General features: G+C 69.6%; 21 protein-coding genes. 11 read left to right on the forward strand and 10 right to left on the reverse strand.

Annotation, left to right across the window (positions count from 1 at the left end; translation table 11 throughout):
• Positions 1-4 precede the first annotated feature (4 nt).
• Positions 5-469 carry a GbsR/MarR family transcriptional regulator gene (locus HPO96_RS12340; RefSeq protein ID WP_171673488.1) on the forward strand — a complete coding sequence of 155 codons (465 nt, stop codon included), beginning with the start codon at positions 5-7 and terminating at the stop codon, positions 467-469.
• A 77-nt stretch (positions 470-546) separates the two neighbouring features.
• Here the strand turns inward: HPO96_RS12340 and HPO96_RS12345 are convergent, their stop codons facing one another.
• From HPO96_RS12345 to HPO96_RS12355, 3 genes are read right to left on the reverse strand one after another with little or no spacing between them, the layout of a single operon-like run.
• A complete protein-coding gene (locus HPO96_RS12345; protein WP_171673489.1) occupies positions 547-1,686 on the reverse strand; it encodes a mandelate racemase/muconate lactonizing enzyme family protein in 1,140 nt (379 codons plus the stop codon).
• Positions 1,683-2,465 (reverse strand): creatininase family protein, encoded by a 783-nt coding sequence (locus HPO96_RS12350; RefSeq protein WP_171673490.1) that lies wholly within the window; start codon positions 2,463-2,465, stop codon positions 1,683-1,685. Before HPO96_RS12350 ends, HPO96_RS12345 begins: the two co-directional genes overlap by 4 nt.
• The gene (locus HPO96_RS12355; RefSeq protein WP_171673491.1) at positions 2,462-5,557 is read right to left on the reverse strand and encodes a LamG-like jellyroll fold domain-containing protein; all 3,096 of its coding nucleotides are present in this window, start codon (positions 5,555-5,557) and stop codon (positions 2,462-2,464) included. Before HPO96_RS12355 ends, HPO96_RS12350 begins: the two co-directional genes overlap by 4 nt.
• A 100-nt stretch (positions 5,558-5,657) precedes the next feature.
• On the opposite strand from HPO96_RS12355, the gene HPO96_RS12360 reads away from it, so the two are divergent.
• Entirely contained in the window at positions 5,658-6,308 is a 651-nt protein-coding gene (locus tag HPO96_RS12360) for a GntR family transcriptional regulator (protein WP_171673492.1), read from the forward strand.
• Positions 6,305-7,060, forward strand: coding sequence for an NAD-dependent epimerase/dehydratase family protein (locus tag HPO96_RS12365; protein WP_337796603.1), 756 nt, complete (start codon positions 6,305-6,307; stop codon positions 7,058-7,060). The genes HPO96_RS12360 and HPO96_RS12365 overlap by 4 nt, the downstream gene beginning before the upstream one ends.
• On the opposite strand, the gene HPO96_RS12370 is transcribed toward HPO96_RS12365, so the two are convergent.
• Both HPO96_RS12370 and HPO96_RS12375 read right to left on the reverse strand, forming a co-directional pair.
• Positions 7,057-8,904 carry a glycoside hydrolase family 9 protein gene (locus HPO96_RS12370; protein WP_337796604.1) on the reverse strand — a complete coding sequence of 616 codons (1,848 nt, stop codon included), beginning with the start codon at positions 8,902-8,904 and terminating at the stop codon, positions 7,057-7,059. The genes HPO96_RS12365 and HPO96_RS12370 overlap by 4 nt on opposite strands.
• Before the next feature lie 82 nt (positions 8,905-8,986).
• Positions 8,987-9,547, reverse strand: coding sequence for a winged helix-turn-helix domain-containing protein (locus HPO96_RS12375; protein ID WP_171673494.1), 561 nt, complete (start codon positions 9,545-9,547; stop codon positions 8,987-8,989).
• A 404-nt stretch (positions 9,548-9,951) separates the two neighbouring features.
• Between HPO96_RS12375 and HPO96_RS12380 the strand changes: the two genes are divergently transcribed.
• The 5 genes from HPO96_RS12380 to HPO96_RS12400 all read left to right on the forward strand — a co-directional run bounded on the left by HPO96_RS12380 (position 9,952) and on the right by HPO96_RS12400 (position 15,573).
• The gene (locus HPO96_RS12380) at positions 9,952-11,640 is read left to right on the forward strand and encodes a nitrite/sulfite reductase (RefSeq protein ID WP_171673495.1); all 1,689 of its coding nucleotides are present in this window, start codon (positions 9,952-9,954) and stop codon (positions 11,638-11,640) included.
• Between the two features lie 216 nt (positions 11,641-11,856).
• Positions 11,857-12,543: a phosphoadenylyl-sulfate reductase gene (locus HPO96_RS12385; RefSeq protein ID WP_171673496.1), complete on the forward strand. Its 687-nt coding sequence runs from the start codon at positions 11,857-11,859 to the stop codon at positions 12,541-12,543.
• Entirely contained in the window at positions 12,540-13,499 is a 960-nt protein-coding gene (cysD, locus tag HPO96_RS12390) for a sulfate adenylyltransferase subunit CysD (RefSeq protein ID WP_171673497.1), read from the forward strand. Before HPO96_RS12385 ends, cysD begins: the two co-directional genes overlap by 4 nt.
• Positions 13,499-14,797 (forward strand): sulfate adenylyltransferase subunit 1, encoded by a 1,299-nt coding sequence (locus HPO96_RS12395; RefSeq protein WP_171673498.1) that lies wholly within the window; start codon positions 13,499-13,501, stop codon positions 14,795-14,797. The genes cysD and HPO96_RS12395 overlap by 1 nt, the downstream gene beginning before the upstream one ends.
• On the forward strand, positions 14,794-15,573 hold the full coding sequence (locus HPO96_RS12400) for a sirohydrochlorin chelatase (protein WP_171673499.1): 780 nt from the start codon (positions 14,794-14,796) through the stop codon (positions 15,571-15,573). The genes HPO96_RS12395 and HPO96_RS12400 overlap by 4 nt, the downstream gene beginning before the upstream one ends.
• A 52-nt stretch (positions 15,574-15,625) precedes the next feature.
• Here HPO96_RS12400 and HPO96_RS12405 read toward each other — a convergent pair whose 3' ends face one another.
• Genes HPO96_RS12405 through zapE form a run of 3 tightly spaced genes read right to left on the reverse strand, consistent with a single transcriptional unit; the run spans position 15,626 to position 18,207 of the window.
• Complete coding sequence (locus HPO96_RS12405; protein ID WP_171673500.1) at positions 15,626-16,492, reverse strand: PPK2 family polyphosphate kinase; 867 nt, start codon at positions 16,490-16,492, stop codon at positions 15,626-15,628.
• Positions 16,493-16,506: 14 nt separating this feature from the next.
• Positions 16,507-17,136, reverse strand: coding sequence for a hypothetical protein (locus HPO96_RS12410; RefSeq protein ID WP_171673501.1), 630 nt, complete (start codon positions 17,134-17,136; stop codon positions 16,507-16,509).
• Positions 17,137-17,196: 60 nt separating this feature from the next.
• On the reverse strand, positions 17,197-18,207 hold the full coding sequence (gene zapE, locus HPO96_RS12415) for a cell division protein ZapE (RefSeq protein ID WP_171673502.1): 1,011 nt from the start codon (positions 18,205-18,207) through the stop codon (positions 17,197-17,199).
• Between the two features lie 31 nt (positions 18,208-18,238).
• Between zapE and HPO96_RS12420 the strand changes: the two genes are divergently transcribed.
• Both HPO96_RS12420 and HPO96_RS12425 read left to right on the forward strand, forming a co-directional pair.
• The gene (locus tag HPO96_RS12420) at positions 18,239-19,156 is read left to right on the forward strand and encodes an aldo/keto reductase (protein ID WP_171673503.1); all 918 of its coding nucleotides are present in this window, start codon (positions 18,239-18,241) and stop codon (positions 19,154-19,156) included.
• 35 nt (positions 19,157-19,191) lie between these two features.
• Entirely contained in the window at positions 19,192-20,169 is a 978-nt protein-coding gene (locus HPO96_RS12425; RefSeq protein WP_171673504.1) for a zinc-binding dehydrogenase, read from the forward strand.
• A 102-nt stretch (positions 20,170-20,271) separates the two neighbouring features.
• On the opposite strand, the gene HPO96_RS12430 is transcribed toward HPO96_RS12425, so the two are convergent.
• Positions 20,272-23,586 carry a M20/M25/M40 family metallo-hydrolase gene (locus HPO96_RS12430; RefSeq protein WP_171673505.1) on the reverse strand — a complete coding sequence of 1,105 codons (3,315 nt, stop codon included), beginning with the start codon at positions 23,584-23,586 and terminating at the stop codon, positions 20,272-20,274.
• Positions 23,587-23,783: 197 nt separating this feature from the next.
• On the opposite strand from HPO96_RS12430, the gene HPO96_RS12435 reads away from it, so the two are divergent.
• Positions 23,784-24,788: a LysR family transcriptional regulator gene (locus tag HPO96_RS12435; RefSeq protein ID WP_238354972.1), complete on the forward strand. Its 1,005-nt coding sequence runs from the start codon at positions 23,784-23,786 to the stop codon at positions 24,786-24,788.
• Here the strand turns inward: HPO96_RS12435 and HPO96_RS12440 are convergent.
• The gene (locus HPO96_RS12440; RefSeq protein WP_171673506.1) at positions 24,772-25,341 is read right to left on the reverse strand and encodes an FHA domain-containing protein; all 570 of its coding nucleotides are present in this window, start codon (positions 25,339-25,341) and stop codon (positions 24,772-24,774) included. The two genes, HPO96_RS12435 and HPO96_RS12440, sit on opposite strands and share 17 nt — an antisense overlap.
• Between the last annotated feature and the right edge of the window lie 22 nt (positions 25,342-25,363).

A 25,363-nucleotide genomic window follows, 5' to 3' on the forward strand; every position in this document is an offset into this window, starting at 1 on the left:
AACTATGGCGCCCACCCCGGAAGAAGTCAGTCAGTACGTCGAACGCTTCGCCGGGGTGATGGCCAACAGCGGCGTCCCGACGATGTCCGCGCGGGTGATGGGCCGGATGCTGGTCAGCCCGAACGGCACGATGACTGCGGCCGAGCTGGCCGACACCCTGAAGATCAGCCAGCCGGCCGTGTCGGGCGCCGTCCGGCAGCTGATCCAGATGTCGTTCATCACCCGCGAGCGGCTGCCGGGCTCACGCAAGGACCACTACCGCATCCGCGAGGACGTCTTCGCCGCGATCCTCGAACGCCGCAACCAGGCCCTCACCGACTGGGCCACCAGCAGCGCTGTCGGCGCCGAACTCTTCGGCGCCGACACTGTCGTCGGCCGCCGCCTGTCCGAGGCCGCCGACTTCATCTCGTTCGTGCACAGCGACCTCGAACAGACCATGAAGGACTGGCGCGCCAAACACCCGCTCTAGCGGCCCTTTCGTTTTCCTGCCAAGGAACGAATTTCGCCCTGGCGATTAGACAAGACCTCTTGTACAAGATCGGCTTTTTAAGACAGGCCGAGGTGCAGCGGGTCGGCGTAGCGGGCGACGACGTCGCGGTCGAGGGCTTTGCCCAGCCCGGGAGCGCTGGGGATGGGCAGCATGCCGTCGGCGTCCAGGGTCCACTCCCCTTCGGTGAGGTCGTCGATGTACGGGGAACCAGGCATGTACTCCACCAGATCGGTGCCGGGCAATGCGCCGGCCAGGTGCAGGTCGGCGAGGAGGCCGATCGCGGTGTTCCAGCCGTGCGGGACGAAGCGGATGTGGTGGTCCTCGGCCGCCCAAGCGATCCGGCGGGATTCGGACAGGCCACCCACCTTGGTGACATCGGGCTGGACGATGTCGACGGCGTGCGCGTGGAAGTACGGCAGGAAGGATTGCCGCCGGGTGAGGACCTCCCCGCCGGAGATGGGGACGGCGGAGGCGGCGCGCAAGGCGGCCAGCTGATCGGTGGCATCGGGATCGAGCGGCTCCTCGAACCACGCGACGCCGTAGGCCGCGAGCATCCGGGAAGTGCGGATCGCCCAGGGCAGATCACCGCGCCAGTACGCATCGCTGCCGCCGGCATCGACCGCGAGCAGCGCGTCGTCACCAACGGCCTCCCGCGCGGCCCACACGATCCGCTCGTCGGTCGCGGCATCGACGCGGCCGAACGGCCCCCACCCGATCTTGTACGCCGTGAACCCGGTCTCGCGCAGCCGCGTCAACGTATCGGCGAGGATGGACGGCGGATCGGTCATCAGCACCGACGCGTACGGCCGGACCCGCTCGCGGTACCGGCCGCCGAGCAACCGCCCCACCGGCTGCCCGGTCGCCTGGCCGAGCAGATCCCACAATGCGATGTCGATCCCGCTGATCGTGTGGGTGACCGCGCCGCCCCTCCCCTGCCAGAACGTGTGCTGGTGCAACTTCTCGCTGACCCGCTCCGGCTCCAGCGCGGACTCCCCCACGTACAGCGGCTCCAGCAGCCGCAGCGCGCCCCGCACCAGCTCCTCACTCGTGAAGACGCTGCCGATCCCGATCAAGCCCTCGTCGGTCTCGACCGAGATCAGCGTGTGCACGTTGTCGTCCGGCTTGAGCTCATGACTCCAGCCGCCGGCGGGAGTCGCGCCGCGCAACCCGGCGCAGCGCACCCGTTCGATCCTCATCCGCGCAGATCCCTTCGCTCGGCAATCGGCCAGGCGCGCCACTCGTCGGCGAGCCGAATCAGGTTCTCCACCGCGCCCTCGAAGATGGCCTTCCCTTTCTCCGCGGACGCCGTCGTCGGGTCGCCGTGGACCCCGGACGACGTCCACCGGCTCCAGTAGTCGTGGAACCGGACGGGGAACTCCGACGTGCTGTCCGACGACACGAACGTTCCGGTCACGTCCTCCCCCGCCACCGCCAGGTCCATCTGCACCCGCTCCGGCGCGAGATGCAGATACAGCGAGGTCTCGAACTCGTCCGCGTGCGCGACCACCGCGGTGTCCCGGACGTCGCCGTAGGCATCCATCGCGAGCCCGTGGTAGTTCACCGCGGCGCACAGCGCGTCCGTGTTCAGCGTCGTCTTGCGCGCAACCAGATCCACCAGCGGTGAGTTGGACCCATGCCCGTTGACCAGCAAGATCTTCCGGAATCCGTGCTGCGCCAGGCTTTTCGTGATGTCGGAGCAGTACGCGATGAACGTTTCGGGCTCGACATGGATCGTCCCCGGGAAGTCGATGTGATGCAGGTTCAGCCCGTACGGCACCGGCGGCAGCACCAGAATCCGGTCCGGCGCGCGCCGGCCCGCCTCCAGACAGATGCTCTGGGCAAGGAACGTGTCCACGTCCAGCGGCAGATGCGGCCCGTGCTGCTCGGTCGCCCCGGTCGGCAGCAAGACGCACGGCTGCCCCGGCACTGCGTCCCGTAACCGCGGCCAGCTCAGCCACTCGTAACGCCCGCTCATCGCGCGGCCCCGGCCTCGTAGTGCGCGGTGACCTCAGCCGGGCTGAGCGGACGCCGGTAGACGGCGACCTCGTCGAGCTCACCCTGCCACCGCTGGCCGGCGTCATCGCCGCGGGCCCCGATCTTCAGCGTCGTCTTCAGCTCGGACGCCGTCGGAGCTAGCGTCGTCGCCACCTCGCCGTCCAGCCGGCCGTTGACGTAGATCTTCAGCTTCGACCCGTCGAAGACCGAGACGACGTGATACCAGGAGCCGGTCACCAGCTTCGTCGTACCGGTGACCGAGGCCTGCGCCGCGGCGCCGAGCGTGTATGCGCGGACCTGCCCCGAGCCGGTCAGCCGAAGGGCGAAGCCGTTCTTGCCGGGAGCGTCGTACTTCTCCACGATCGCCTGCCCCGGATCGGGCCGCAGCGCGCTCGGCAGCACCCAGGCCTCGGCGCTGTACGGACCCGTGAACTGGTCGATGATCCCGTTCGGCAAGGTCTGGGCGTAGCCGCCGTTGAAGCCGAGCGCGCCGTCGGTGCCACTGACACCAGGCAGGTCTCGTGCCACCGCACCGACGTGCGGAGCGCCCAGCCGGCCGACTGCCGCGGCCGTGGTCGCACTCCCGGCGACCGCATTGTCGTCCCCGAGCCGCCAGTAGCCGAGCGGCCCGGACGCGTTCACAGTGTCGACGTACTTCTCGTCCGTCGGCCGCGCCGCGACGTAATGGACGGCGAGCTCCTCCGGCGTCAATGCCCGCTGGTACATCGCCACGTTGTCGACGCGGCCGCCCATCCGGATGCCGGCGTCGTCACCGCGGGCCCCGATCTTCAGTGAGCCGCTCCCCAGCGTCGGCCGGGTCGGCGTCGGCGACGAGGCGTCCAGCGTGCCATCCAAGTACGTCGCGATCGAGGTGCCGTCGTACACCAGCGCGATGTGATGCCAGACACCGGCGGAGACCGGCGACACGCCCTGCAGGTACACGGGGTTGTACTCCGCCCCGAACACGTGCCCGATCATTCGGCCGAACCTGTTCAGCCGCAGCGCGTAGCCGTTCTTGCCAGGCGCGTCGTACTGCTCCAGGATCGCCTGGCCGTCACCGCCCGCGATGTCGTCGAACTTGAACCACCCCTCAACCGTGAACGGCCCCGACGCGCGCACCCCCGGGTCGCCGGCTTCGGCGTACCCACCGGTCAGCGCCACCGCCCGGTTACCGGCACTCGGCCCCGGCACACCCTTCCACACGTTCTCCCGGTACTGCCCGTGCCGGCCGTTGCCCGAAGCATCGGTCAGCACCGTCCCCGAACTGTCGCTCATCGGCCAGTACCCGGCCGGTCCATCGGCGCGGACGACATCGTCGTAGCCGGCGGCCGGGCGCGGCGCGACCTGCAGGGTGACGGTCTCGACGACATCCGGCCCCTGACTGCGCCCGATCAGCCGCACCTCGTAGTTTCCGGCCGCCGCATTCGCCGGGACGACGACCTTCAGCGGCACCGGCGCCGCGCGGTCGACGGTGTCGTTGTGACAGCTCGGCAGCGGTGTGCTGGGCCGATCGACCGTCCACCCGGCCGGCAGGCCGACCTCCAACCGCCCGTCGAGCGCACCCGGCGCGAGACACCGCAACCGGGACGTGATGCGCACCGAGTCGCCCGCCGCCACGACCGTCGTCCGCGTCTGCGCGCTCACCCGGACCCAGTTCTGCGGCGCCCAGCCGACAGTCGTGATCAGCGGTGCGAACCCGGCGTAGTCCGCGGCCGGTTTCGGCGAGCCCCAGAGGATCTGCGCGAGCGAACGCATCGGCGCGAACAACCCGTCGAGGATCTCGTCCGGCGTCTCCAGGTCCGGCAGCGTCCAGACGTGCAGCTTGGCCCCGAGGATCCTGGCCGGGTCGTCGGGGACCTCTTCGTCGCCGTGGAAGACGTTCGGCTTGAACCTGTCGTAGATCTCGGCCCCGTCGGCGTGCTGCAGACCGAGGTCGTGATACAGGTAATCCGGATTGTCGTTCTGCAGCCGGTATCCCTCATCGAGCAGCTGCCCGGCGGTCTTCGCGCCCTCCTTCTCCAGCCAGTACTCGACGACGACGTCCTTGTCGACCGGCACGGTCGCCGTCTTCGTGATGCCGTCGTTCCAGATCCGCATCGTCTTGCCGTTCGCGGTGACCAGCCGGTTCAGCCGGTTGACGAAGCCGTAGTGCACGTCCTGTGCGACGGCGTTCGGGCCGTACTTCGCTTTCGCGTACTCGACCAACTGCGGGAAGCGGTTGGGGTTGTCGCCGTGCAGGTACTCGTCGGAGCCGAGATGCCACCAAGGACCGTCGAACTTCGTCAGCAGCGAGCGCGTGATGTCCTCGGCGTAGGTGTAGGCCGCTTCCTTGCTCAGGTCGAGATCGGCGGGCTTCCCCGGGAGCGCCAGGTCCGGTCGCGGGGTGAGGTCACGCGCACTGTGGCCCGGCAGGTTGTGCTGCGGGATGAACTGCACGTGGTAACGCTTGGCGTACTGGTTGATCTCCTGCCAGCGGCCCAGCGGGGTGTCGCTGTAGCCGACGTACGCGGTGAGCTGGTTGTACTTGAGGTACGACATCTCCCGGATCAGCGTCTGCCACCAGGCGAGCGGGAAGCGCTTCTCGGCGTTTGCCACCAGGACGCCGCGCTCGCGGTACTTCGGCTTGTCGAGGGTGCCGCCGGGCTCGAGGGTGCGCGACTGCCGCAGCAGCTGCAGGACCGTCCGGGTGCCATGGAAGATCGGCGTCGGGTTCGGGCCGGTGATCGTGGCGACGCCCGCCTCGATACTCAGCCGGTAGCTGTCGGCCGGCAGATGCGCGATCGCCATCCGGAGGTCACCGGGCCGCACCTCCTGCTCGCCGACCACGGCCGGGGTGATCCCGGTCAGCGCGGTCAGGTCGGCCGCGAACGTCTCGGCGTCCGCGCGCAACTGCTGCGACGCGACGATCCGGCTGGTCGCCGTGAAGGTGAACGGCGTACCGGTGCCGGCCTGCCAGTTCTGCAGCGCGGGGATCGTCTGCGGTGGTTCGGTCGGTGGCGCGGCACCGGCCGGTACGGCGAGCGCGGCGATCGCGAGGAGTGGTGACAGGAGCAGGGACAAGAGCTTCTTCATAGCGGGCGGCCTCCCTCGGACGGATGCGGCTCACCGTAAACAGGGAGATGGTAGATGGTCAACCATCGACCATTTGGGTCGAAAGGGTTATGCTCCGACGATGGAAAGTGCTAGCTCGCTCCCCCGGATCAGCGCCGACTCCCGGCGGGCACTCGTCGTCCAGGCTTTGCGGCGCGCCATCGAGACCGGCGAGTTCCAGCCCGGCGACCGGCTGGTCGAACGCGATCTGTCCGCGCAGATGAACATCAGCCGCGGGCCCCTGCGGGAGGCGATGATCCAGCTCGAGCAGGAGGGGCTGATCACGACGTATCCCTACCGCGGCACCGTGGTCGCGGAGATCTCCGCCGAGGAGGTCGAGAAGGTCCTGGTGCCGATCCGGCTGACGCTCGAACGATTCGCGGTCGGTCACGCGCTGCAACGACTCACCGATGCCGATCTGGCCGAGCTACAGGGGCAGATCGGCGCGATGCGACAGGCCGCCGCGGCCGGCGACGTGACCGGGGTCGTCGAGACCGACATGCGCTTCCACGAGATCCTGCTGGAGCGCGCCGAGCAGCCGCAATGCCTGCAGATCTGGCGGACGATCGCGCCCCGGGTGCGCGCCTACTTCCACCGGGACGCGTACCGGCACGGCGAGCTGGCGAATGTCGCCCACGGCCACGACGCGCTGCTCGAGGCACTGCGCCGGCGCGACCCGGCCGAAGTCGACGCGATCCTGCAGGCGCATATCAACGAGACGCTCGACCTGTGACGATTCTGATCACCGGCGCGGCCGGCTCGATCGGAACCGCCGTCCGCCGAAACCTGGCCGGGCCGCTCCGCCTCGTCGACACCGCCGCTCCCCCGCCGGGCGAAACGCTCGACTGGCAGCAGGTATCGATCACCGACCTGGCCGCGATGCGCGCTGCCTGCCGCGGCGTCGAGTCGATCGTGCATCTGGCCGCGCTCGCCGACGAGGACAGCTGGGAGCGCATCCTCACCATCAACGTCGACGGCACCCGCACGGTCCTCGAAGCCGCCCGGCTCGAGGGCGTGCGCCGGGTGATTCTTGCCTCCAGCATCCATGCCGCGGGCTTCCTCCCGCGGCCGGACGACGGAGGGCGTCCACCGGTCCCCGCCGGCGTCGCGCCGCGGCCGGACACGCATTACGGCTTCAGCAAAGCCGCCCTGGAAGCGCTCGGCAGCCTCTACCATTCCCGCACCGGGATGGCCGTGATCTGTCTGCGGATCGGCGACTTCAACCCGCGCCCCGACCCCTGGCTCAGCTCAGCCTGGTTGTCCCCCGGCGACTGCATCCGGCTCATCCGCGCCGCGCTGACCGCCGACGGTTTCCACATGGTGTGGGGCATCTCCCGCAACGCCACCCGCTGGCTCGATCTGAGTGCCGGCGAGGCGATCGGCTACCACCCGCAGGACAGCGCTCCTCACAGCGGCGCCACCGAGGCCGATCACCTCGGCGGCGCCTACTGCACCGTTCCGCTGGGAACTCCGGTCGGCGACTAACGCGTCAGCGCGTAGACGGCGATGGCGGCGAAGTCGTCGGCCGGCTCCGAGGCCTGCCAGGAGCGGACGTCGTCGACGTAGCGGGCGCCGCGGCCGGTGAACTCTTCGTACTTGTCGACCCCCTCGGCCGGGCAGGGCTGCATGCCGTCGAGGTGGTCGCCGAGGCCGTCGGCGAAGAGGTCGGCCGAGTTCGGGCCGTTGACGACGGCGCCGATCACCTCGCGGCCGAGGATGTTGCCGATCTGGTGGTGTGGGCAGCGTTTGCCGTTGTCGCCGACGCCGACCATGAACGAGACGCCCCAGGCGTTCGCGCCGAAGGCCCAGTCGAGCTGCTGGGCGCCGAAGGCGTCGTAGCGGCGGTCGCCGGTCGCCTGGCGGTAGCGGCGTGCGGTCGCGGCCAGGCCGAAGGTGTGCGGGACGGCGTCGAAATTGTCGTACTGCGCACCCGCGCGGAACGGGTCCTTCGCCGCTCGCTGCGCCCCGATCTCCAGTTGGGCGCGCAGGTCGCCGACCAGCTTCGCGACCAGTCGCCGGTCGGATCGCGCGGCCCGGATCAGGTCGGCATGGGCGAGCGCGCTCACGTCGTACAGGTTGAGCGTGTCACCGCCGGCCTCGTGCTCCAGGTACTGCTCCGCCCAGTACGCCGCCTGGCGCACGAAGCCCGCGGCCCGCCGGTCCCCCAGCCGCTGCGCGGCCAGCGCGAGCTGGGTGGCGCCGAGCTCCAGGTCGTCCCGCCAGGTCGACTCCGGGTAGAACGCGAACGGGAGCGACGTCGTGAGCTGACCGACATTCGTGGTCTTGGCCTGCGCGAAGATCTGCGCCGCGGTCTCCAGGTGTTTGCGCGCCAGCTTGCGGTCGGTCGACGCCTCGACCTGGGCCGCGAGCGCGAACGCCGCCGCTGTCCGGCCGGCCAGGTTCGGGCTGATCGGCTGACCGGGCGCCGCCGCGCGGAAGACCGGCCGGTTGCGCAGGTGCCGCTCGGACGGGTCGGTCAGCTGATCGTCCTGCTCGGGCAGCCGCCAGATGTCGTGATCGCCGATGAACGTGCCCTCGGCGTTGCCGGTGCCGACGCCGACCTGGATGTAGAGGGTCTTCGACCGCTCGTCCCACATCTTGTCCAGCCACTTCAGCCCGTGCCGCGCCTCGTGCAGCAGCTTGCGATCCGGACGCCGCGCGTCCCGGGCCGATGCCCACAGCATCGTCTCCGAGTACGCCGCGATATGGGTGAACTTGAGGTAGTCGCCGGCGTCGTACCAGCCGCCCTCGACGTCGACCGGGCCGCCGATCCGCTGCAACTCCCCCACTGTCTGGTCGGTGTCCGGGCTCGAGAAGACCGGCAACTCGTAGACCTGCGCCGTCCGGTCGTTCAGATGCGCGGGTTTGCGCTGCAGCGCGCCCGGGACGACGTTCGCGCCGTCGCGCTGCTCGGTGAAGAAGTTCACCGCCTTGTCCTTCGCGGACGTCGCCAGCCCGTCGCCGTCCGCCCGGACGACGAACTCCGGCGAGGTCGCGACCCCCGGCACCTCGACCCGGTACGTCCCCGGCACCCACAGCCGGGACAGATCCAGCTGATGGACGTGCCGGTACTTCCCGTTCCACTCCCCCAGCCCGGCGCCGACCTTCCCGGTCAGCACCCGCCGGCCGCGCTCGTCCACGACCTGGAACCGCCGCCCGGCCACCGCGCCCTGACTCAGCACGTACGCCGCCTTGCCGTCGAAGGCGCCGTAGCCGAGCTGATTCACCCGGACCGCACCACTGTCCGTCACTGCCTGTACCGGACCGGTGACCCCCAGCACCAATCCGGTCGCCACCACGACCGACCCCACCCGGAGCAACGACCTCACACGCCCGCCTCCTCGATAACTGACAGGAAAGTTTCCTGTCATTCCGGGGAAAATAGCGGACGCGGGGCCGCCCGTACAGAGGTCAGGGCTGAGCGGGAAAACCTTGGGCGAAGACGTAAACCGGTCTAGTTTCCGGCTCGGCCGACGGATCGTCGACGTACTCCTCCAACACGTCCTGTAACCGCTCGCGCAGCTCGGCCAGCCGCGCGGGCGTCAGCCGCAGCCAGACGTCGATCGAGAACGCGGCCTCGATCCACTCCTCGCCGTGCTCCTCGCGCCGGCTGAACCAGTCGCGGACCAGGCCGGCCCGGTACGTGACGTTGCTCTCCTCAGCGACCGCGGCGATCATCTCGGCGCCCGGCTCGGCGGCGGCGACCGGCCACGCGTACGACGTCAGCGCGCTGCGCCACCAGCGCTCGCGCTTGTCCTTCGCCAGCTCCGGGACCTCCTCGATCACCCCCGCCGTCCGCAACACCTTGAGGTGATGGCTGATATTGCCGACCATCTCCCCCGTCCGGGCGGCGAGAATCGAGGCGGTGGCGGGCCCCTCGACCCCGAGCAGGCCCAGCAGCTTGCGGCGTAACGGATGGTCGACCGCCTGGAGTCGCGAGGCTCCGGTGGGACGGCGATTTTCTGTCGGCATACACTCCAGGGTAGTTGGACAAGATCCCTTGTACAAGGTTGATTGCCGACTGCGTCGCGAGCGCGAACAAATATCCACCAGACTGGTAGAGTTAACCACATCGTGAGATCTCGTCTCGCGATGCAGAATTGGGAGTTGATTTGTCAGCCGTTCCCGCTGACTCTTGTTGACATGCTCGCTGCCCGATCCACCCACCTCGTAGGTCGCATTCATGTCGACCTCGGGCGGATGCGCAGCGCCATCTGTTGTCCTTCGATGTTCTGACAGCCACCCCGCCGGGCCCCGCTGAGGCCCCTGATCTCCGATCACCGCTGGGTGCGCACCGCGCAGAAGCATCGAACCGATGACGTTTCGATCCCCACTGCGGCGGACGCACCTGTCACAAGGACAAGGACACCTGCCGGATGACTGGCGTCACCTCCGCTACTCCTCGCAAGGCCCCCCGCCCGCGTAAAGGCAAGGGCGAGGGTCAGTGGGCGCTCGGCTACCGCGAGCCGCTGAACAAGAACGAGGAGAACAAGAAGAACGACGACGGGCTCAACGTCCGGGCCCGGATCGAGAACGTCTACGCGCACCGCGGGTTCGACTCGATCGACCCGGCCGACCTGCGCGGCCGGTTCCGCTGGTGGGGCCTCTACACCCAGCGCAAGCCCGGGATCGACGGCGGCAAGACCGCGACCCTGGAGCCCGAGGAGCTGGACGACAAGTACTTCATGCTCCGGGTCCGGATCGAGGGCGGCCAGCTCAGCACCGAGCAGCTGCGGGTGATCGCCGAGGTCTCCTCGACGTACGCCCGCGACACCGCCGACATCACCGACCGGCAGAACATCCAGCTGCACTGGATCCGGGTCGAGGACATCCCCGCGATCTGGACCAAGCTGGAGGCCGTCGGCCTCTACACGACCGAGGCCTGCGGCGACGTCCCGCGCGTGATCATCTCCTCCCCCGTCGCCGGGATCGCCGCCGACGAGATCATCGACCCGACGCCGGCCATCGACGACATCGTCGAGAAGTACATCGGCAGCACCGAGTTCTCGAACCTGCCGCGCAAGTTCAAGACCGCGATGACCGGGCACCCGTCGCACGACGTCGTCCCGGAGGTGAACGACATCGCGTTCGTCGGCGTCGTGCACCCCGAGCACGGCCCCGGGTTCGACGTCTGGGTCGGCGGCGGCCTGTCCACGAACCCGATGCTCGCGCAGCGGCTCGGCGCCTGGGTCCCGCTCGACGAGGTGCACGAGGCCTGGTGGGGTATCTGCAGTATCTACCGCGACTACGGCTACCGCCGGCTGCGGACGCGGGCCCGGATCAAGTTCCTGGTCGCCGACTGGGGGATCGAGAAGTTCCGCGAGATCCTCGAGACCAAGTACCTCAAGCGGAAGCTGATCGACGGCCCGGCACCGGAGATCCCCGCCGTCCAGGGCGACCACGTCGGCGTCCACCAGCAGAAGGACGGCAAGTACTACGTCGGCGTCGCGCCGGTCGTCGGCCGGGTCTCCGGCGCCAAGCTGGCCCAGGTCGCGGACGTCGTCGCCGCGCACGGCTCGGACCGGATCCGCACCACCGCCCAGCAGAAGCTGATCGTGCTCGACGTCGAGGAGTCGAAGGTCGAGTCGCTGGTGACGGCTCTGCACGCGCTCGGCTTCCAGGCCCGGCCGTCGGCCTGGCGGCGGAACACGATGGCCTGCACCGGGATCGAGTTCTGCAAACTGGCGATCGTCGAGACCAAGGCCCGCGCGGCCCAGCTGATCGACGAGCTGGAGGAGCGGATCCCGGACCTCGACGTCCCGATCACCGTCAACGTGAACGGCTGCCCGAACTCCTGCGCCCGGATCCAGGTCGCCGACATCGGGCTCAAGGGCCAGCTGGTCCTCGATGCCGACGGCAACCAGGTCCCCGGCTACCAGGTGCACCTCGGCGGCGGCCTCGGGCTGGACGCCGGCTTCGGCCGCAAGCTGCGCGGCCACAAGGTCACCTCCGACGAGCTCACCGACTACGTCGAGCGCGTCACCCAGAACTACCTGAAGGAGCGCAACGAGGGCGAGCGTTTCGCCCAGTGGGCCACCCGTGCGGATCAGGAGGCCCTCCAGTGAAGGAGCGAAGCGAGTTCACCGTCCAATACAGCCATGGACCATCGGTGCCCGGAGCGAAGCGAGGACGGCGATGAGCGAGCGCGCTGCACCGCTGTACTGCCCGTACTGCGGGGACGAGGACCTTCGTCCGTCGGAGGAAGGTCATGGCGCGTGGGAGTGCCGGCCGTGCGCTCGGGTGTTCCAGCTCAAGATGATCGGGTTGCGGGTGAGTGTGGAATGAGTACGGATCTGAAGTCGGTCGCCGAGGAGGCGAACGAGCGGCTGGCCGGCGCCACGCCGCAGGAAGTGCTGGCGTGGGCGCGGGAGACCTTCGGCGACGAGCTGGTGGTCACCGCGTCGATGGCGGACGGGGCGCTCCCCCACCTGGCGGCCGAGGCGGCGCCGGGCGTGGACGTCCTCTTCCTCGACACCGGATACCACTTCGCCGAGACCATCGGCACCCGGGACGCGGTGGCCTCGATGCTGCCGATCAACCTGATCAACGGCACTCCCCTGCAGACCGTCGCCGAGCAGGACGCCGAGTACGGCGAGAAGCTGTACGAGCGCCGTCCGGACCAGTGCTGCGCGCTGCGCAAGGTCGAGCCGCTGAACCGGCACCTGTCGCACTACAAGGCCTGGGTCACCGGCATCCGCCGCGAGGAGGCCCCGACCCGCGCGAACACGCCCGTCGTCGAGTACGACGAGAAACGCGACATGGTCAAACTCAACCCGATCGCCCCGTGGACCCAGGACGACCTGGACGCCTACATCACCGACAACGGCGTACTGGTGAACCTGCTCCAGTACGACGGCTACCCCTCGATCGGCTGCGAGCCGTGCACCCAACGCGTCGCACCCGGCGAAGACCCCCGCTCCGGCCGCTGGTCCGGCACCGGCAAAGTCGAATGCGGGCTCCACACATGACCACTGTTCTGGATACCTTCCCCGCCCCACCACCCCGGTCATTGGAGGCTCCCCTGTCCACGCAAACGGTTACCGAGCTGGACGCACTCGAAAGCGAGTCCATCTTCGTGTTCCGTGAGGTGGCGGCCGAGTTCGAGCGTCCGGTCATTCTGTTCTCGGGCGGCAAGGACTCGATCGTGATGCTGCACCTTGCGCGGAAGGCGTTCGCGCCGGCGGGTGTGCCGTTCACGTTGCTGCACGTGGACACCGGCCACAACTTCCCCGAGGTTCTCGCCTACCGCGACGACACCGTCGCCCAGCTGGGTCTGCGCCTGGAGGTCGCGAAGGTCGAGGACTACCTCGCCGACGGCCGGCTGCGCGAGCGCTCCGACGGCACCCGCAACCAGCTCCAGACCGTCCCACTGCTCGACGCGATCAACAACCACCGCTTCGACGCCGTCTTCGGCGGCGGCCGCCGCGACGAGGAACGCGCCCGGGCCAAGGAACGCATCTTCAGCCTCCGCGACGAGTTCGGCCAGTGGGACCCGCGCAACCAGCGCCCCGAACTGTGGTCGCTCTACAACGGCAAACACAAACCGGGTGAACACGTCCGGGTCTTCCCGCTGTCCAACTGGACCGAGCTGGACGTCTGGAACTACATCGCCCGCGAGAACATCCCGCTCCCCAGCATCTACTACGCACACCAGCGCCCGGTGTTCGAGCGCGACGGTATGTTGCTTGCCGTCGGCCCCTACTCGCAGCCGCGCGCCGGCGAGACCGTCACCGAGCGCACCGTCCGCTACCGCACCGTCGGCGACATGTCCTGCACCGGAGCCGTCGCATCCACCGCAACGACCCCCGCGGACGTCGTCGTCGAGGTCGCGGCCAGCGAGATCACCGAACGCGGCGCCACCCGCGCCGACGACCGCGCCAGCGAGGCCGCCATGGAAGACCGCAAACGAGAGGGGTACTTCTGATGGGCACAGCTGAGCACACCCTTCTACGTTTGGCCACCGCCGGATCGGTCGACGACGGCAAGTCCACCCTGGTCGGCCGGCTGCTGCACGACTGCAAGGCGATCCTCGCCGACCAGATCGCGCACGTGAAGACCGTCTCCGAAGCCCGCGGCGGTGACTTCGACTTCGCCCTGCTCACCGACGGCCTGCGCGCCGAACGCGAACAGGGCATCACGATCGACGTCGCCTACCGGTACTTCGCCACCGACAAACGCTCGTTCATCCTGGCCGACTGCCCCGGACACGTGCAGTACACCCGCAACACCGTCACCGGCGCCTCGACCGCCGACGTGGTGATCATCCTGGTCGACGCCCGCCACGGCGTCCTCGAACAGACCCGGCGGCACCTGGCCGTCGCGGGTCTGCTCCGCGTCCCGCACGTCGTCCTGGCCGTCAACAAGATCGACCTCGTCAACTACGACGAAGCCGTCTACACCGGCATCGCCAAAGAGGTCGGGCAACTCGCCGACCAGCTCGGCATCGCCGACCTCCGCGCCATCCCCGTCTCCGCACTCGTCGGCGACAACATCGTCACCCCGTCCACAGCCACCGCCTGGTACGACGGCCCGACCCTGCTCGACGTCCTCGAGAACGCCAACGGCCGCACCGACACCTCGGCCCAGCCGCTGCGCTTCCCCGTCCAGTACGTCATCCGCCCGCAGACCGACGACGAGTACCGCGACTACCGCGGCTACTCCGGAACCGTCGCCTCCGGCACCGTCAACGTCGGCGACCCGGTCATCGTGCTCCCGGCCGGACGCCGCACCTCGATCGCCGGCATCGACCGCCCGGTCGTGTCCGCCACCGCCACCGCCGTCGCCGAACGACCCACCGCGGTCGCCGGCGAAGCCGTCACCGTCCGGCTCGCCGACGACATCGACGTCGCCCGCGGCTCGGTGATCGTCGCGGCCGAATCCTCCCCCGGCACCCGCCGGGAACTGTCCGCCACCGTGTGCTGGCTCTCGGACCGCCCGCTGACCGTAGGCGCCCGGCTGCTGATCAAACACACCACCACCACGGCCCAGGCGATCGTCACCAAGATCGCCGGGGTGCTCGATCTGGCCACGCTCGGCGTCATCGACGCCGCCGGGCTCGACCTGAACGACATCGGCAAGGTGCAGCTCAAAATCGCCGCGCCACTGGCCGCCGACCCGTACTCCAGTAACAACATCACTGGATCCTTCCTGCTGATCGACGCCCACGACGGATGGACGCTGGCAGCAGGCATGATCGACGACGAAGAAGGGGAACTGCTGTGACTGCTCCAGCTCTCGTGATCCTCGCCCACGGCAGCCGCGACCCGCGCTCGGCCGCCACCGTCCACTCGCTCGTCAAGTGCCTGCGCGAGATGCGTGACGACCTGCGGATCGAAGCCTCCTTCCTCGACCACTGCCCGCCCACCCCGTACCAGGTGATCGGCAAGCTCGCCGCCGAAGGCGTGGAAGAGGTCGTCGTCCTGCCGCTGCTGCTGTCCAGCGCGTTCCACGCGCGGATCGACGTCCCGGCCGTCATCGACGAGTCCCGCAGCCGCTTCCCGAACCTGCGGATCATCGCCTCCGACGTCCTCGGGTACGACGACACGCTGCTCGACGTCCTGGACCGGCGGATGCGCGCCGAGCTCAAGGACGGCCGCGTGCGCGAGCTGGACGCGCTCGTGCTGGCCGCCGCCGGGTCGAGCGACTCGCAGGCCAACGCCGGCGTGACCCGGCTGGCCCGGCTCTGGGGTCAGCGGCACAAGCTGCCGGTGACCGCCGCGTTCGTCTGCGCCGCTTCGCCGTCCCCGGCCGAAGCCGTGCTGCAGTGGCGGCTGGAGGGACGGCGGCACGTGGCCGTCGGCTCGCTGTTCCTGGCGCCCGGCGTCCTCCCGGACCGGGCCGAGACGATGTCGCGCAAGGCCGGCGCCGTCGCGGTCTCGCGACCGCTCGGCGTCAGCGCCGAGGTCGCGCGCCTGGTCCTGCTCCGGTACGGCGTCGCGGGTCTCGACCTGCTCACGCTGGCCCCCGCGCCGCGCCCGGTCCTCGTCCACTCCGCCTGACCTTGCCCTCGCCAGGGGCTGCGCGAACCGTAGTCCCTGGCCTGGCGACGGCTCAGGTCGCGGCGAGGCGCTTCTTCTCCTTGGCAACGTCGAAGTCGGCGGCCGGCCATTCGGGGTTGAGGGCGGTGAGGGTTTCCTGGAGGAGGGTGGTGACTGCCCAGTTTCGGTACCACTTGCGGTCGCTCGGAATGACGTACCACGGAGCGGCGGCGGTGTTACACCGTTCGAGGGCGGCGTGGTAGGCCTCCATGTAGTCAGGCCAGAGCCGGCGCTCGTCGACGTCGCCGGGGTTGTACTTCCACGCCTTGGTCGGATCGTCGAGGCGCGCCTGGAGCCGGATCTTCTGCTCCTCGGGTGAGATGTGCAGGTAGCACTTGAGGATGGTGACGCCGGCCGCGGTCAGCTCGGCCTCGAAATCGTTGATCTGGTCGTAGCGCTTGTCCCAGACGTTCGGGGCGACCAGGTTCCGGACGCGCGCGATCAGAACGTCCTCGTAGTGCGAGCGGTCGAAGATGCCGATCATCCCGTGCCCGGGGACGGCCTGGCGGATCCGCCAGAGGAAGCCGCGGCGCTTCTCGGCCGGCGTGGGCGCCTTGAACGAGGTGATCTTCAGGCCCTGCGGGTCCATCAGCCCGGCGCCGTGCCGGATCACGCCGCCCTTGCCCGAGGTGTCCATCCCCTGCAGGACGAGCAGGATGCTGCGCTCGCCGCCCTTGCGGCCTTCGGCGAACAGCCGCTCCTGCCAGTCCGACAGCCCCGCGCCGAGCGTCTCCAGCGCGAGTTTGCCCTCGTCCTTGGCGCCGGCGAAGCCGGGCGTCGCGCGCGGGTCGTACGCCGTCAGATCCACCGGCCCGGCAGGCACCCGCAGCTGCTCCAGCAGTCCCCCGGCCCCCGCCTGCACCTTCTGCTTCTTCGCCATCAGCCCATCCTGCCCTATCCGACCAGCTCCTTGACGGAGCTACGCCGCCGCCACAACACGACCTCGGACCCGATCGCGAGCACCGCGCAACCCGCGAGTGTCAGGACCGCCCACCACACACCGCCGAGCCACGACAGGCACTCCGACTCGCCTTCGGCGCAGTCGCTGCCGTAGTAGCCCAGGCCGAGGTTGAACGCGATCAGGCACAGGGCGACCGTCGCGACCAGGTAAGCGGCGACCCGGAGCATCCAGCGTCCGCCCGTGAGCGCGGCCGCGGCGGTCAGCACCATCACCACGCCGAGCAGCAGCAGGAAGAACCAGAGGATGCCCAGCTCGCCGTCCGAGACGCTCCAGACGAAGCGGAAGCCGTCGGACGTCGCCTGCATCACCACCAGCCATCCGCCCAGAACCAGCAGCGCGACCCCGAACCAGAGCCGCGCCTTCACTTCGGGCGCCGCCACAGCGACTGCCCCGATCGCGACCAGGGCGGCGACGTAGCCGAGCGGGCGGTTCCATTTCTCGAACCCGAACCCGGAGGTGTCGTCGAACTGGATGAAACGCCCCACGGCCAGAATCACGACGGCCGCGAGGAGCAGGGCGATCGAGACCGCGCGGCGGTCGGCGTGCTTGCGTAAGTTCTCCATTGCGCTCTCCCCCGAGATTTGAGTTGTCCCAGTAGGAGAACACGCTCCGGGCTCATCCGCTCACGATTTGCGGGCGAGTGCGATCAATCGTGACAAAGCGCGGAGGTACTTCTTGCGGTAGCCGCCCTTGAGCATCGCGGCCGAGAAGAGCTGGTCGAGGGGGACGCCGCTCGCCAGCAGCGGGAGGTCGCGGTCGTACATCCGGTCGGCGAGGACGACCAGCCGGAGGGCGACGTTCTCGTCGGTCAGCGGCCGGATGTCGGTGATACCGACGGCCTGGACGCCGTCGAGGAGGGCGCCGTACTTGCTCGGGTGCAGCTCGGCGAGGTGCCGGTGCAGGTCGACGAAGTGGTCGCAGGAGGTGTCGGGCCGTTCGGCGGCGGTGGCTTCGACGCGCTCGTCGGGCCAGGGATCGGGCGCGGTCGGGAGGCCGCGGTGGCGATAGTCGGGGCCGTCGATGCGGCGGACGTCGAAGTTCGCCGCGAGGGCCTGGATCTCGCGGAGGAAGTCGACGGCCTGGAAGCGGCCCTCCCCCAGTTTGTCGGGCAGCGTGTTCGACGTAGCGGCCAGCTGGACGCCGGCGCCCACGAGCTGGCCGAGCAGCCGGGTGATCAACATCGTGTCGCCCGGGTCGTCGAGCTCGAACTCGTCGATGCAGAGCACCCGGTACGGCGACAGCGCCTCGACCGCCGTCCGCAGGCCGAGCGCACCGACGAGGTTGGTCAGCTCGACGAAAGTGCAGTACATCTTCGGCCCAGCGGCCTCGTGCCACAGCGAGGCGAGCAGATGGGTCTTGCCGACGCCGAAGCCGCCGTCGAGGTAGATGCCCGGCTTCCCGGGCGCCGGCGTCCGGCCGCGGAGCCGCGACCACAGGGTCGGCTCCTGCCGGGGCTGCGCCAGCACGGCGGCACGCTCGGTCAGCAGCGTGAGCGCCTCCGTCTGGGACGGCTCGGCCGGGTCGGGCCGGTAGGTGGCGAACCGGACATCCGCGAACCGCGGGGGCGGGACGCACTCGGAAAGCAGCCGATCCGGGCTGACCTCCGGCCACCGCTCGCTCAGCCGAATCACCATGCCGTCACCCTATCTTCGTAGGCTGGGCGGTATGAAAACCCTCGGATCGACCGGCCTGACCGTCTCCAGCGTCTGCGCGGGCGGCAGCGGCCTGGGCAGTATGCCGGACGTCTTCGGGTACGACGTGAGCGCCGATCAGGCGGTCGAGGTCGTCCTCCGGGTGTTCGACAGCCCGCTGACCTGGATCGACACCTCGAACGGCTACAGCGCCGGTGAGAGCGAGCGCCGGATCGGTCGCGCGATCCGCGAGTACGGCGGGCTGCCGGCAGGATTCCTGGTCGCGACCAAGGTCGATGCTCTGGGCAACGACTACTCGGCGCAGCGGGTTCGCGACAGTGTTGCCGAGAGCAAGGAGCGGCTCGAGCTCGACGACCTGCCGCTGGTCTACCTGCACGACCCGGAGTTCAACGTGTTCGAGGAGATGCGGCCGGCAGTCGACGCGCTGCAGCAGCTGCGCGCGGACGGCGTGATCGGGCACGTCGGCCTCGCGGGCGGCAACCCGGCCGAGCTCGGCCGCTATCTGGACCTCGGCGGCTTCGAAGTACTCCTCGTGCACAACCGCTGGACGCTCGTCGACCACTCCGCCGAAGCACTGATCGAGAGAGCGGTCTCCGACGGTCTCGGCGTCGTCAACGCGGCCGTCTACGGCGGCGGCATCCTGGCCAACCCCGCCGGCGCCACGAAGTACGGCTACCTGGACGCGCCGGACGCCGTCCTGCGCGCAGTCGCCGACATGGACGCCGCCTGCCGCGCCCACGGCGTCGACCTGGCAACAGCCGCCCTGCGCCACTCGGTCGACAACCCGAACATCACCGCAACCGTCGTCGGCATCACCAAACCCAGCCGCGTGGACGCGCTCGAGAAAGCGCTCGCTGCCGATCTCCCCGCCGAACTGCTCACCCAACTGGCCGCCCTGCTACCGGATCGGCAGTACTGGCTGGAAGGTTGACCTCAAGCTCACTTGAGGTCATAGGTTCCGGAGCCATGAAGACGATCCGGTTGCACGCGTTCGGCCCGCCCGAGAACCTGCGCTACGAGGACGTCGCGGACCCCGTGCCCGGGCCGGGCACGGTCCTGCTCCAGGTCGAGGCCGCCGGCGTCCACCTGCTCGACACCTTCCTGCGCGCCGGTGACTTCGACGGCACCGCCTTCACCGCCCCCGACCTCCCCACCATCCCCGGCCGCGAGGTCGCCGGGGTGGTCCGCGCCCTGGGCCCGGACGCCGACCCGAGCTGGCTCGGCAAACGCGTCGTCGTCCACCTCGGCATGGTTCCCGGCGGCTACGCCGAACTCGCCGTCGCGAAGGTGGAATCGCTCTACGAGCTACCGGACCATGTGGATGGCGTCCAGGCCGTCGCCGCCATCGGCACCGGCCGCACCACCGCCGGGATCCTTGCCCAGGCAGCGCTCTCTCCCGACGACGTGGTCCTGATCACCTCCGCCGCCGGCGGTATCGGCAGCTACCTCGTCCAAGCCGCTCGCAACGCCGGCGCGACCGTCATCGGCGTCGCCGGCGGCCCGGCCAAAGTTCAGCTGGTCCGCGAGCTGGGCGCCCACTACGCGGCCGACTACCAAGATCCCAACTGGGTGAGCGCTCTCCGAACCGATCTCGCGCCGGCCGAGCGGCCGGTGACGGTGATGCTCGACGGGGTGGCCGGGGAGAGTGGCCGGCAAGCGCTGGAGCTCGTTGCGGACGGCGGTCGAGTGCTCACCTTCGGATGGTCGGGTGGTGACCCGTTGCCGGTGGACTCCCCTGTGTTGTCCACCCGCGGGATCACGGTGACGGCGGCGCTCGGCGACGTGCGGGCGCGGCTGCGCGAGTTCGAGCGGATCGCACTCGACGAGACGATCGAGGGACGCTGGAGAGCGCTCTCTACGACGTTCCCGCTCTCCGACGCGGCCACGGCTCACCGTGCCTTGGAAGAGCGGCGGGCCGTCGGCAAAGTTGTTCTGGTGCCATGACACGTGGCCGCGTGGCCTTCTCCCCACCTCATCAGGGAGAAGGCCACGCGGCCGGTTCGGGTCGCGGAGGACCTGGTGGGTTCCTCCGCGACCAGCTGAGGGTTAGTAGATGGTGTAGGTGAAGGTCGCCTTACCGGACGCGCCGCCGGAGTCGGTGCCGGTCACGGTTGCCGAGAAGGTGCCTCGGGTGGTCGGCGTCCCGGTGATCGCTCCGGAGGAGCTGATCGTGAGGCCCGGGGGCAGGCCGGTCGCGGAGAAGGTGACCGGCAGGCCCGCGCTCGACGTCGCCCGGATCTGGAGCGGGAAGCTCTGCCATCCGACGAACCCGAACTGGCTGCCCGGGTTCTGAACGGTCACCGCGCCGGACTGCGAACCCGTCACCGTGAGCCGGTACGTCGCCTCGTGGCTGACCGCGCCGGTGCCCTTGACCACGACGTTGTACGACCCGGCCGGGGTGGACGCCGAAGCGGCGATCGTCAGCGTGGACGACGACCCGGAGTTCACGCTCGTCGGCGAGAAGGACGCGGTCGCACCGCTCGGCAGCCCGCTCGCGGCCAGCTGCACCGACTGCGGGTCACCGCTGGTCGTCGCCGTCCGCACGGTCGTCTGCACCGAGTTGCCCGGGGCAACCGAACCGCTGGCCGGGTCGAGCGTCAGGCTGAAGTCGCTGCCGGTCGGCGGCTCGCCGACAGCCAGCTTCCACAGGCCGTACGCCGCGGCGTCCGCGCTGCGGTCCAGCACCGTCGCCGAGACGTTCGACGGGTACTTGTCACACGCCGCGTGGTAGCAGGGGTCGTATGCCGATCCAGCGGTGCCGCCCCACTTCTGTGCCTGCGCGCTCGTCTTGCGGGCACTTGCCCCGGCGGCGACACCGCTGGTCGGGATCCCGGCGTTCTTGAAGGACGCGTCGTCCGAACGTCCCGCACCTTCGGTGTTCTCCTCGGGCGCCAGGTTCAGCCCGTCGTAGAACGCCTTCAGCACCTTGCCGGTGTCCGTGGTGATGTTGTTGACGAAGTAGCCCGCGTTGGTGGACGCGACCATGTCGAAGTTCAGGTAGGCCTTGATCTTCGACCGGTCGGCCGTGGGCAGCTGGCTGACGTAGAACTTCGAGCCGTTCAGGCCCTGCTCCTCATCGGTCCACCAGGCGAACCGCACGTGCTTGGCCAGCGTCGGCTTCTGCTGTGCCAGCGCCAGCGCGACCTCGAGGATCGCCGCCGAGCCGGAGGCGTTGTCGTTGCTGCCCGGGCCGGCGCTGACGCCGTCCAGGTGCGCGCCGAGCATGATGACCTGGTTGGCGTCCCCACCGGGGAAGTCCGCGATCAGGTTGTCCGACGGGTACTGGCAGTTCGTGCACCGCTGCTTGGTGACGTTGAAGCCGGCGTCCCGCAGCTTCTGCTCGACGTAGTTCACCGACGCGGTGTAGCCCGCACTCCCGGCCCGGCGGTGCCCGCCGTTGTTGTCGGCCGCCGCCTGCAGCGCCACGAGGTGCGCCTTCACCTTCTCGACGTCGATGTTCGGTACCCCGGCGGGCGGGGCGGATCCGCCGACGGTCAGCCGGTACGACGCCGTCCGGTCGACGTCCGCGCCGTCACCGGAGATGCTGATGTCGTACGTGCCCTCCGGCGTGCTCGACGTCGTGCTGATCCGCAGCGTCGACGAGTTGCCGGACTGGATCGACGCCGGGTCGAACGACGCGCTCGCGCCGGACGGCAGCCCGCTCGCGGTCAGCTGGACGGACTGCGCCGACCCGCTGCCGATCACGGTGTTCACCGTCGCGGAAGCGCTCTCTCCGGGTTTCACCGAACCGCCGGCCGGCGACACCGACATCGTGAAGTCGTTCCCGGACGCCGTGCAGGTCGCCTCACCGGACTGGGCCGGCACCGAGACGGCCGCCCAGGCCGCCTTCACCTTGCCGTGCAGGGCGCAGCTGCTGTCCAGGTTCTTGGCCGCGGTCAGCGTCGTCGTCCGCCACTTCGCGTAGGACATGCCCGACGTCTTGGCGAGCATCGCGTTGTAGAAGATCTTGCCGGCTTCCTTGATGCCGATACCGGTCAGCGTCGTGTTGTTACAGGTCGGGCTGTTCGGCTTGCCGTTACCGGGGCTGGTGCCCTCGGCCAGCAGGTAGAACCAGTGGTTCATCGGCCCGGCTGCCGCGTGTACCGAGCTGGGCAGGCTGCTGGAGTTGCAGTCCGGGTGCCCGGAGATCTTCGACGGCTGGTACATGTACCGGATCGGGCCCTGCCCCTGCAGGTTGATCCGCTCGCCGACCTCGTAGTCGGGCGCGTCGTTCGGGTTGTTCAGGTACGCCTCGGTGAGCGCTCCCCAGATGTCCGCGACCGCCTCCTGCGACGGGTGGCCGGAGATGCCGCCCGGGGTGTTCGCGTCCAGACCGTGGCCGTACTCGTGCGCCACGACGTCGGTGCCGGTGATCCACTCCCGCGCGTTGTTGTAACCGAAGACGACGCCGTCGGGGTTGTACTGCGAACCCCAGTACGCGTTCACGTCGCCGAGCCCGACCAGCGCGTCGGCCCACTTGCCCTGGTTGTCCAGGCCGTTGCGGCCGTACCAGTTCTTCAGCATGTCCCACTCACCGGCGGCGACGTTCATCACGTCGACGCAGCCGGCCTCGCGGTCGGTCTTCGAACTGCTGCCCCAGACGTCGTCCGGGCCGGAGAAGGTGGTCCCGTTCGACTGGTTGCCGCAGCGCAGCGAGGGCCGGGCCGGGTCGACCATCGTGTACGTCGAGCCGGACTGCGTCGTCCCGATCGTCAGGTTCGAGCCGTTCCAGGCGCCGGTACCGGTCCCGGACGCGGTCTCCTCGATCGTGTGCACGACCTTGCCGGTGCGGGCGTCGACGTACACCTTCTGCCTGCTCGGCTCGCCGTGGTCGGTGCCCTGGACGCGGGCCTCCCAGGCGAGCACCGGCTTGGCGCCGCCGGCGTACACGACCAGCGTGGGCTCACCAGGCACCGGGCCGGCCTTGTCGATCGCCTTCAGCGCGGCCTTCTTCGCCGCCGCCTTCGAGACCGTGGGTGTGCGGTCGACCGAAATGGGCTGCTGCTGGGCGACAGTGATGCTCTTGGCGTTACCGGCGCCGTCCGTGGTGACGACGAAGTCGCCGCCGATCACCGCGAGGTCCTGGTACGTGCGCTGGTAGGCGACGTAGTGCAGGCCCCACGGCGTGCTGATGTCCTGCTGACGGATGAACCGGTCCCCAGAACCGGCTTTCAACTCGGCGGCCCGGCCGTCGACCAGGCGGTCGGCGGTGCGGATCGCGGCAGCCCGCGGATCGGGCTTGGATGCTGCTTCGGCATCGGCGGTGGCGGCCGGGAGCTTCGTGGTGACCACTGCTGTGGTCAGCACCGCGAGACTCAGCACGCTGCCGATCGCCGTTGCACGCAGGGCAGTGCGTTTCACGGGACATGTCCTCACTAGGAAGGGGGCGGGACGCCGCCACCGGCCGCTGGGGCTGCAGTCCGGTCGGCCGGTGGCGGATGGACGAGAAGACCGGCTCCGGCAGGGCAGGCAGGTGAGCGACCGGCGTCCTCGTTCCGAAGAGATTGACACCTCTACGTGATGGCTGTGATATCCCAGCAGGGCATAACCTCCCCGCTATGGAGCTCGAACTTCGCCACCTGCGCGTGGTCTGCCGGCTGGCGGACACGGGCAGCGTCTCCAAGGCCGCCGCCGCGCTCGGGGTGTCGCAGCCGTCGCTGACCGCCCAGCTGCACAGAATCGAGGACGCGGTCGGCGGTTCGCTGTTCGAGCGCGGGCCGAGCGGCGTCGTACCGACTCCCCTGGGAAAGCACGTGCTGACCCGATCGCGGTCGATGCTCGCGGACATGGACGAGCTGGTCGGATCGTCCCGGCGTTATACCAGCGGCTCCGGCACGCTTCGGCTGGGCTCGGCCCGGACAGTGATGTTCGGCAGCTGGCTGTCCCGGCTCGAGGAGGCACTCCCGGACCGCGACGTCGCCAGCCAAGTGGATTCGTCCACCGCGGTGCTGACCGAGCTGCTCGCGGCCGACGTGATCGACATCGCGATGCTCGGCCGGTGCGAGGACGCGTACGCGCCGCCGTGCCCGCAGGGTATTCGTGAGCAGACGATGGTCTACCCGGAGCCGTTCGGGGTCGCGCTCCCTGCCACCCATCGGCTGGCCGATGCCGACGAGGTCCAGCTGGCGGAGCTGTCCGACGATGTCTGGATCTGCCCGCCGGCCGGTAAGGAGGACGGCGATCTGGCCTACCTGCGCGAGGCGTGTGAGCAGGCCGGCTTCACTCCGGACTTCCGGTACGGCAACCTCGACACCACCGAGATCGAGCAGCTGATCGGCGCCGGCCGCGGGATCTGCCTGTGCGCGCCGACGGTCCGGGAGCTCCCCCGGACGGTCGTGAAACCGCTGGTCGGGACGCCGCTGTACTGGCGGCGGACGCTGCGCTGGCGGGTCGACAACGTGAGCCAGGAAACGGTCAACGTCGTCCACCAGACCTTCGTCGACACCTACCGCGAGACGATCGCCGCGAACGCCGCCGTCCGCGGCTGGTGGGCCGCGCATCCCGCGGCGCACCCGACCGTTATCGACCCGGACCAGCCGGCGCGGGCTATTCCGTCCAGGTGAGGACGAAGGCGACCGGGCCGAAGGAGACGCGGTCGCCGGGGCGGACGCGGGTCGCGGTCGTGATCCGGAGGCCGTTCACCTCGGTGCCGTTCATCGAGCCGAGGTCGCGGACCATCCAGCCGTCGCCGACATGCCGCAGCTCGGCATGCCGGCGGGAGACGCCGACATCGGCCAGCCGGAGTGTCGCGCCGTCACCGCGGCCGACGCGGACGGTCGCCGAGCCCGGCGCGGGCAGCGCGAGAGCGGTCATCGGCAGCATGATCGGCGTCCGCCGGGCCAGCGGGACGCCGACGAGGTCCTCCAGGCGGCGCCAGACCTCGACCCGGGCCACCCGGTCGCGCACGGTACGGGCCCAGACCTTCACGCGGGGCTCCGGTTTGGGCAGGTCGGTCAGGACCGAGTCGAGCTCGCCGCGGCTCTGGGCGTTCAGGACGAAGTTCATCCGGCGGACGAAGGTGTCGTGGGACAGCCGGCCGCTCCCCGCGCCCGCACGCAGGATCGCGAGCGCGCGATCACGCTCGGCATCCGAGGGACGCGCCTGGACCGGACTCATGGCGGAAATTGTCGAGGGCAAT

Origin of the sequence: Kribbella sandramycini (assembly GCF_013131805.1) — a bacterium.
GTDB lineage: Bacteria > Actinomycetota > Actinomycetes > Propionibacteriales > Kribbellaceae > Kribbella > Kribbella sandramycini.

Coding starts and splice junctions, on each gene's coding strand:
- HPO96_RS12340 (WP_171673488.1), top strand. CDS start 5: ATGGCGCCCACCCCGGAAGAAGTCAGTCAGTACGTCGAACGCTTCGCC.
- HPO96_RS12345 (WP_171673489.1), bottom strand. CDS start 1,686: ATGAGGATCGAACGGGTGCGCTGCGCCGGGTTGCGCGGCGCGACTCCC.
- HPO96_RS12350 (WP_171673490.1), bottom strand. CDS start 2,465: ATGAGCGGGCGTTACGAGTGGCTGAGCTGGCCGCGGTTACGGGACGCA.
- HPO96_RS12355 (WP_171673491.1), bottom strand. CDS start 5,557: ATGAAGAAGCTCTTGTCCCTGCTCCTGTCACCACTCCTCGCGATCGCC.
- HPO96_RS12360 (WP_171673492.1), top strand. CDS start 5,658: ATGGAAAGTGCTAGCTCGCTCCCCCGGATCAGCGCCGACTCCCGGCGG.
- HPO96_RS12375 (WP_171673494.1), bottom strand. CDS start 9,547: ATGCCGACAGAAAATCGCCGTCCCACCGGAGCCTCGCGACTCCAGGCG.
- HPO96_RS12380 (WP_171673495.1), top strand. CDS start 9,952: ATGACTGGCGTCACCTCCGCTACTCCTCGCAAGGCCCCCCGCCCGCGT.
- HPO96_RS12385 (WP_171673496.1), top strand. CDS start 11,857: ATGAGTACGGATCTGAAGTCGGTCGCCGAGGAGGCGAACGAGCGGCTG.
- cysD (WP_171673497.1), top strand. CDS start 12,540: ATGACCACTGTTCTGGATACCTTCCCCGCCCCACCACCCCGGTCATTG.
- HPO96_RS12395 (WP_171673498.1), top strand. CDS start 13,499: ATGGGCACAGCTGAGCACACCCTTCTACGTTTGGCCACCGCCGGATCG.
- HPO96_RS12405 (WP_171673500.1), bottom strand. CDS start 16,492: ATGGCGAAGAAGCAGAAGGTGCAGGCGGGGGCCGGGGGACTGCTGGAG.
- HPO96_RS12410 (WP_171673501.1), bottom strand. CDS start 17,136: ATGGAGAACTTACGCAAGCACGCCGACCGCCGCGCGGTCTCGATCGCC.
- zapE (WP_171673502.1), bottom strand. CDS start 18,207: ATGGTGATTCGGCTGAGCGAGCGGTGGCCGGAGGTCAGCCCGGATCGG.
- HPO96_RS12420 (WP_171673503.1), top strand. CDS start 18,239: ATGAAAACCCTCGGATCGACCGGCCTGACCGTCTCCAGCGTCTGCGCG.
- HPO96_RS12425 (WP_171673504.1), top strand. CDS start 19,192: ATGAAGACGATCCGGTTGCACGCGTTCGGCCCGCCCGAGAACCTGCGC.
- HPO96_RS12435 (WP_238354972.1), top strand. CDS start 23,784: ATGGAGCTCGAACTTCGCCACCTGCGCGTGGTCTGCCGGCTGGCGGAC.
- HPO96_RS12440 (WP_171673506.1), bottom strand. CDS start 25,341: ATGAGTCCGGTCCAGGCGCGTCCCTCGGATGCCGAGCGTGATCGCGCG.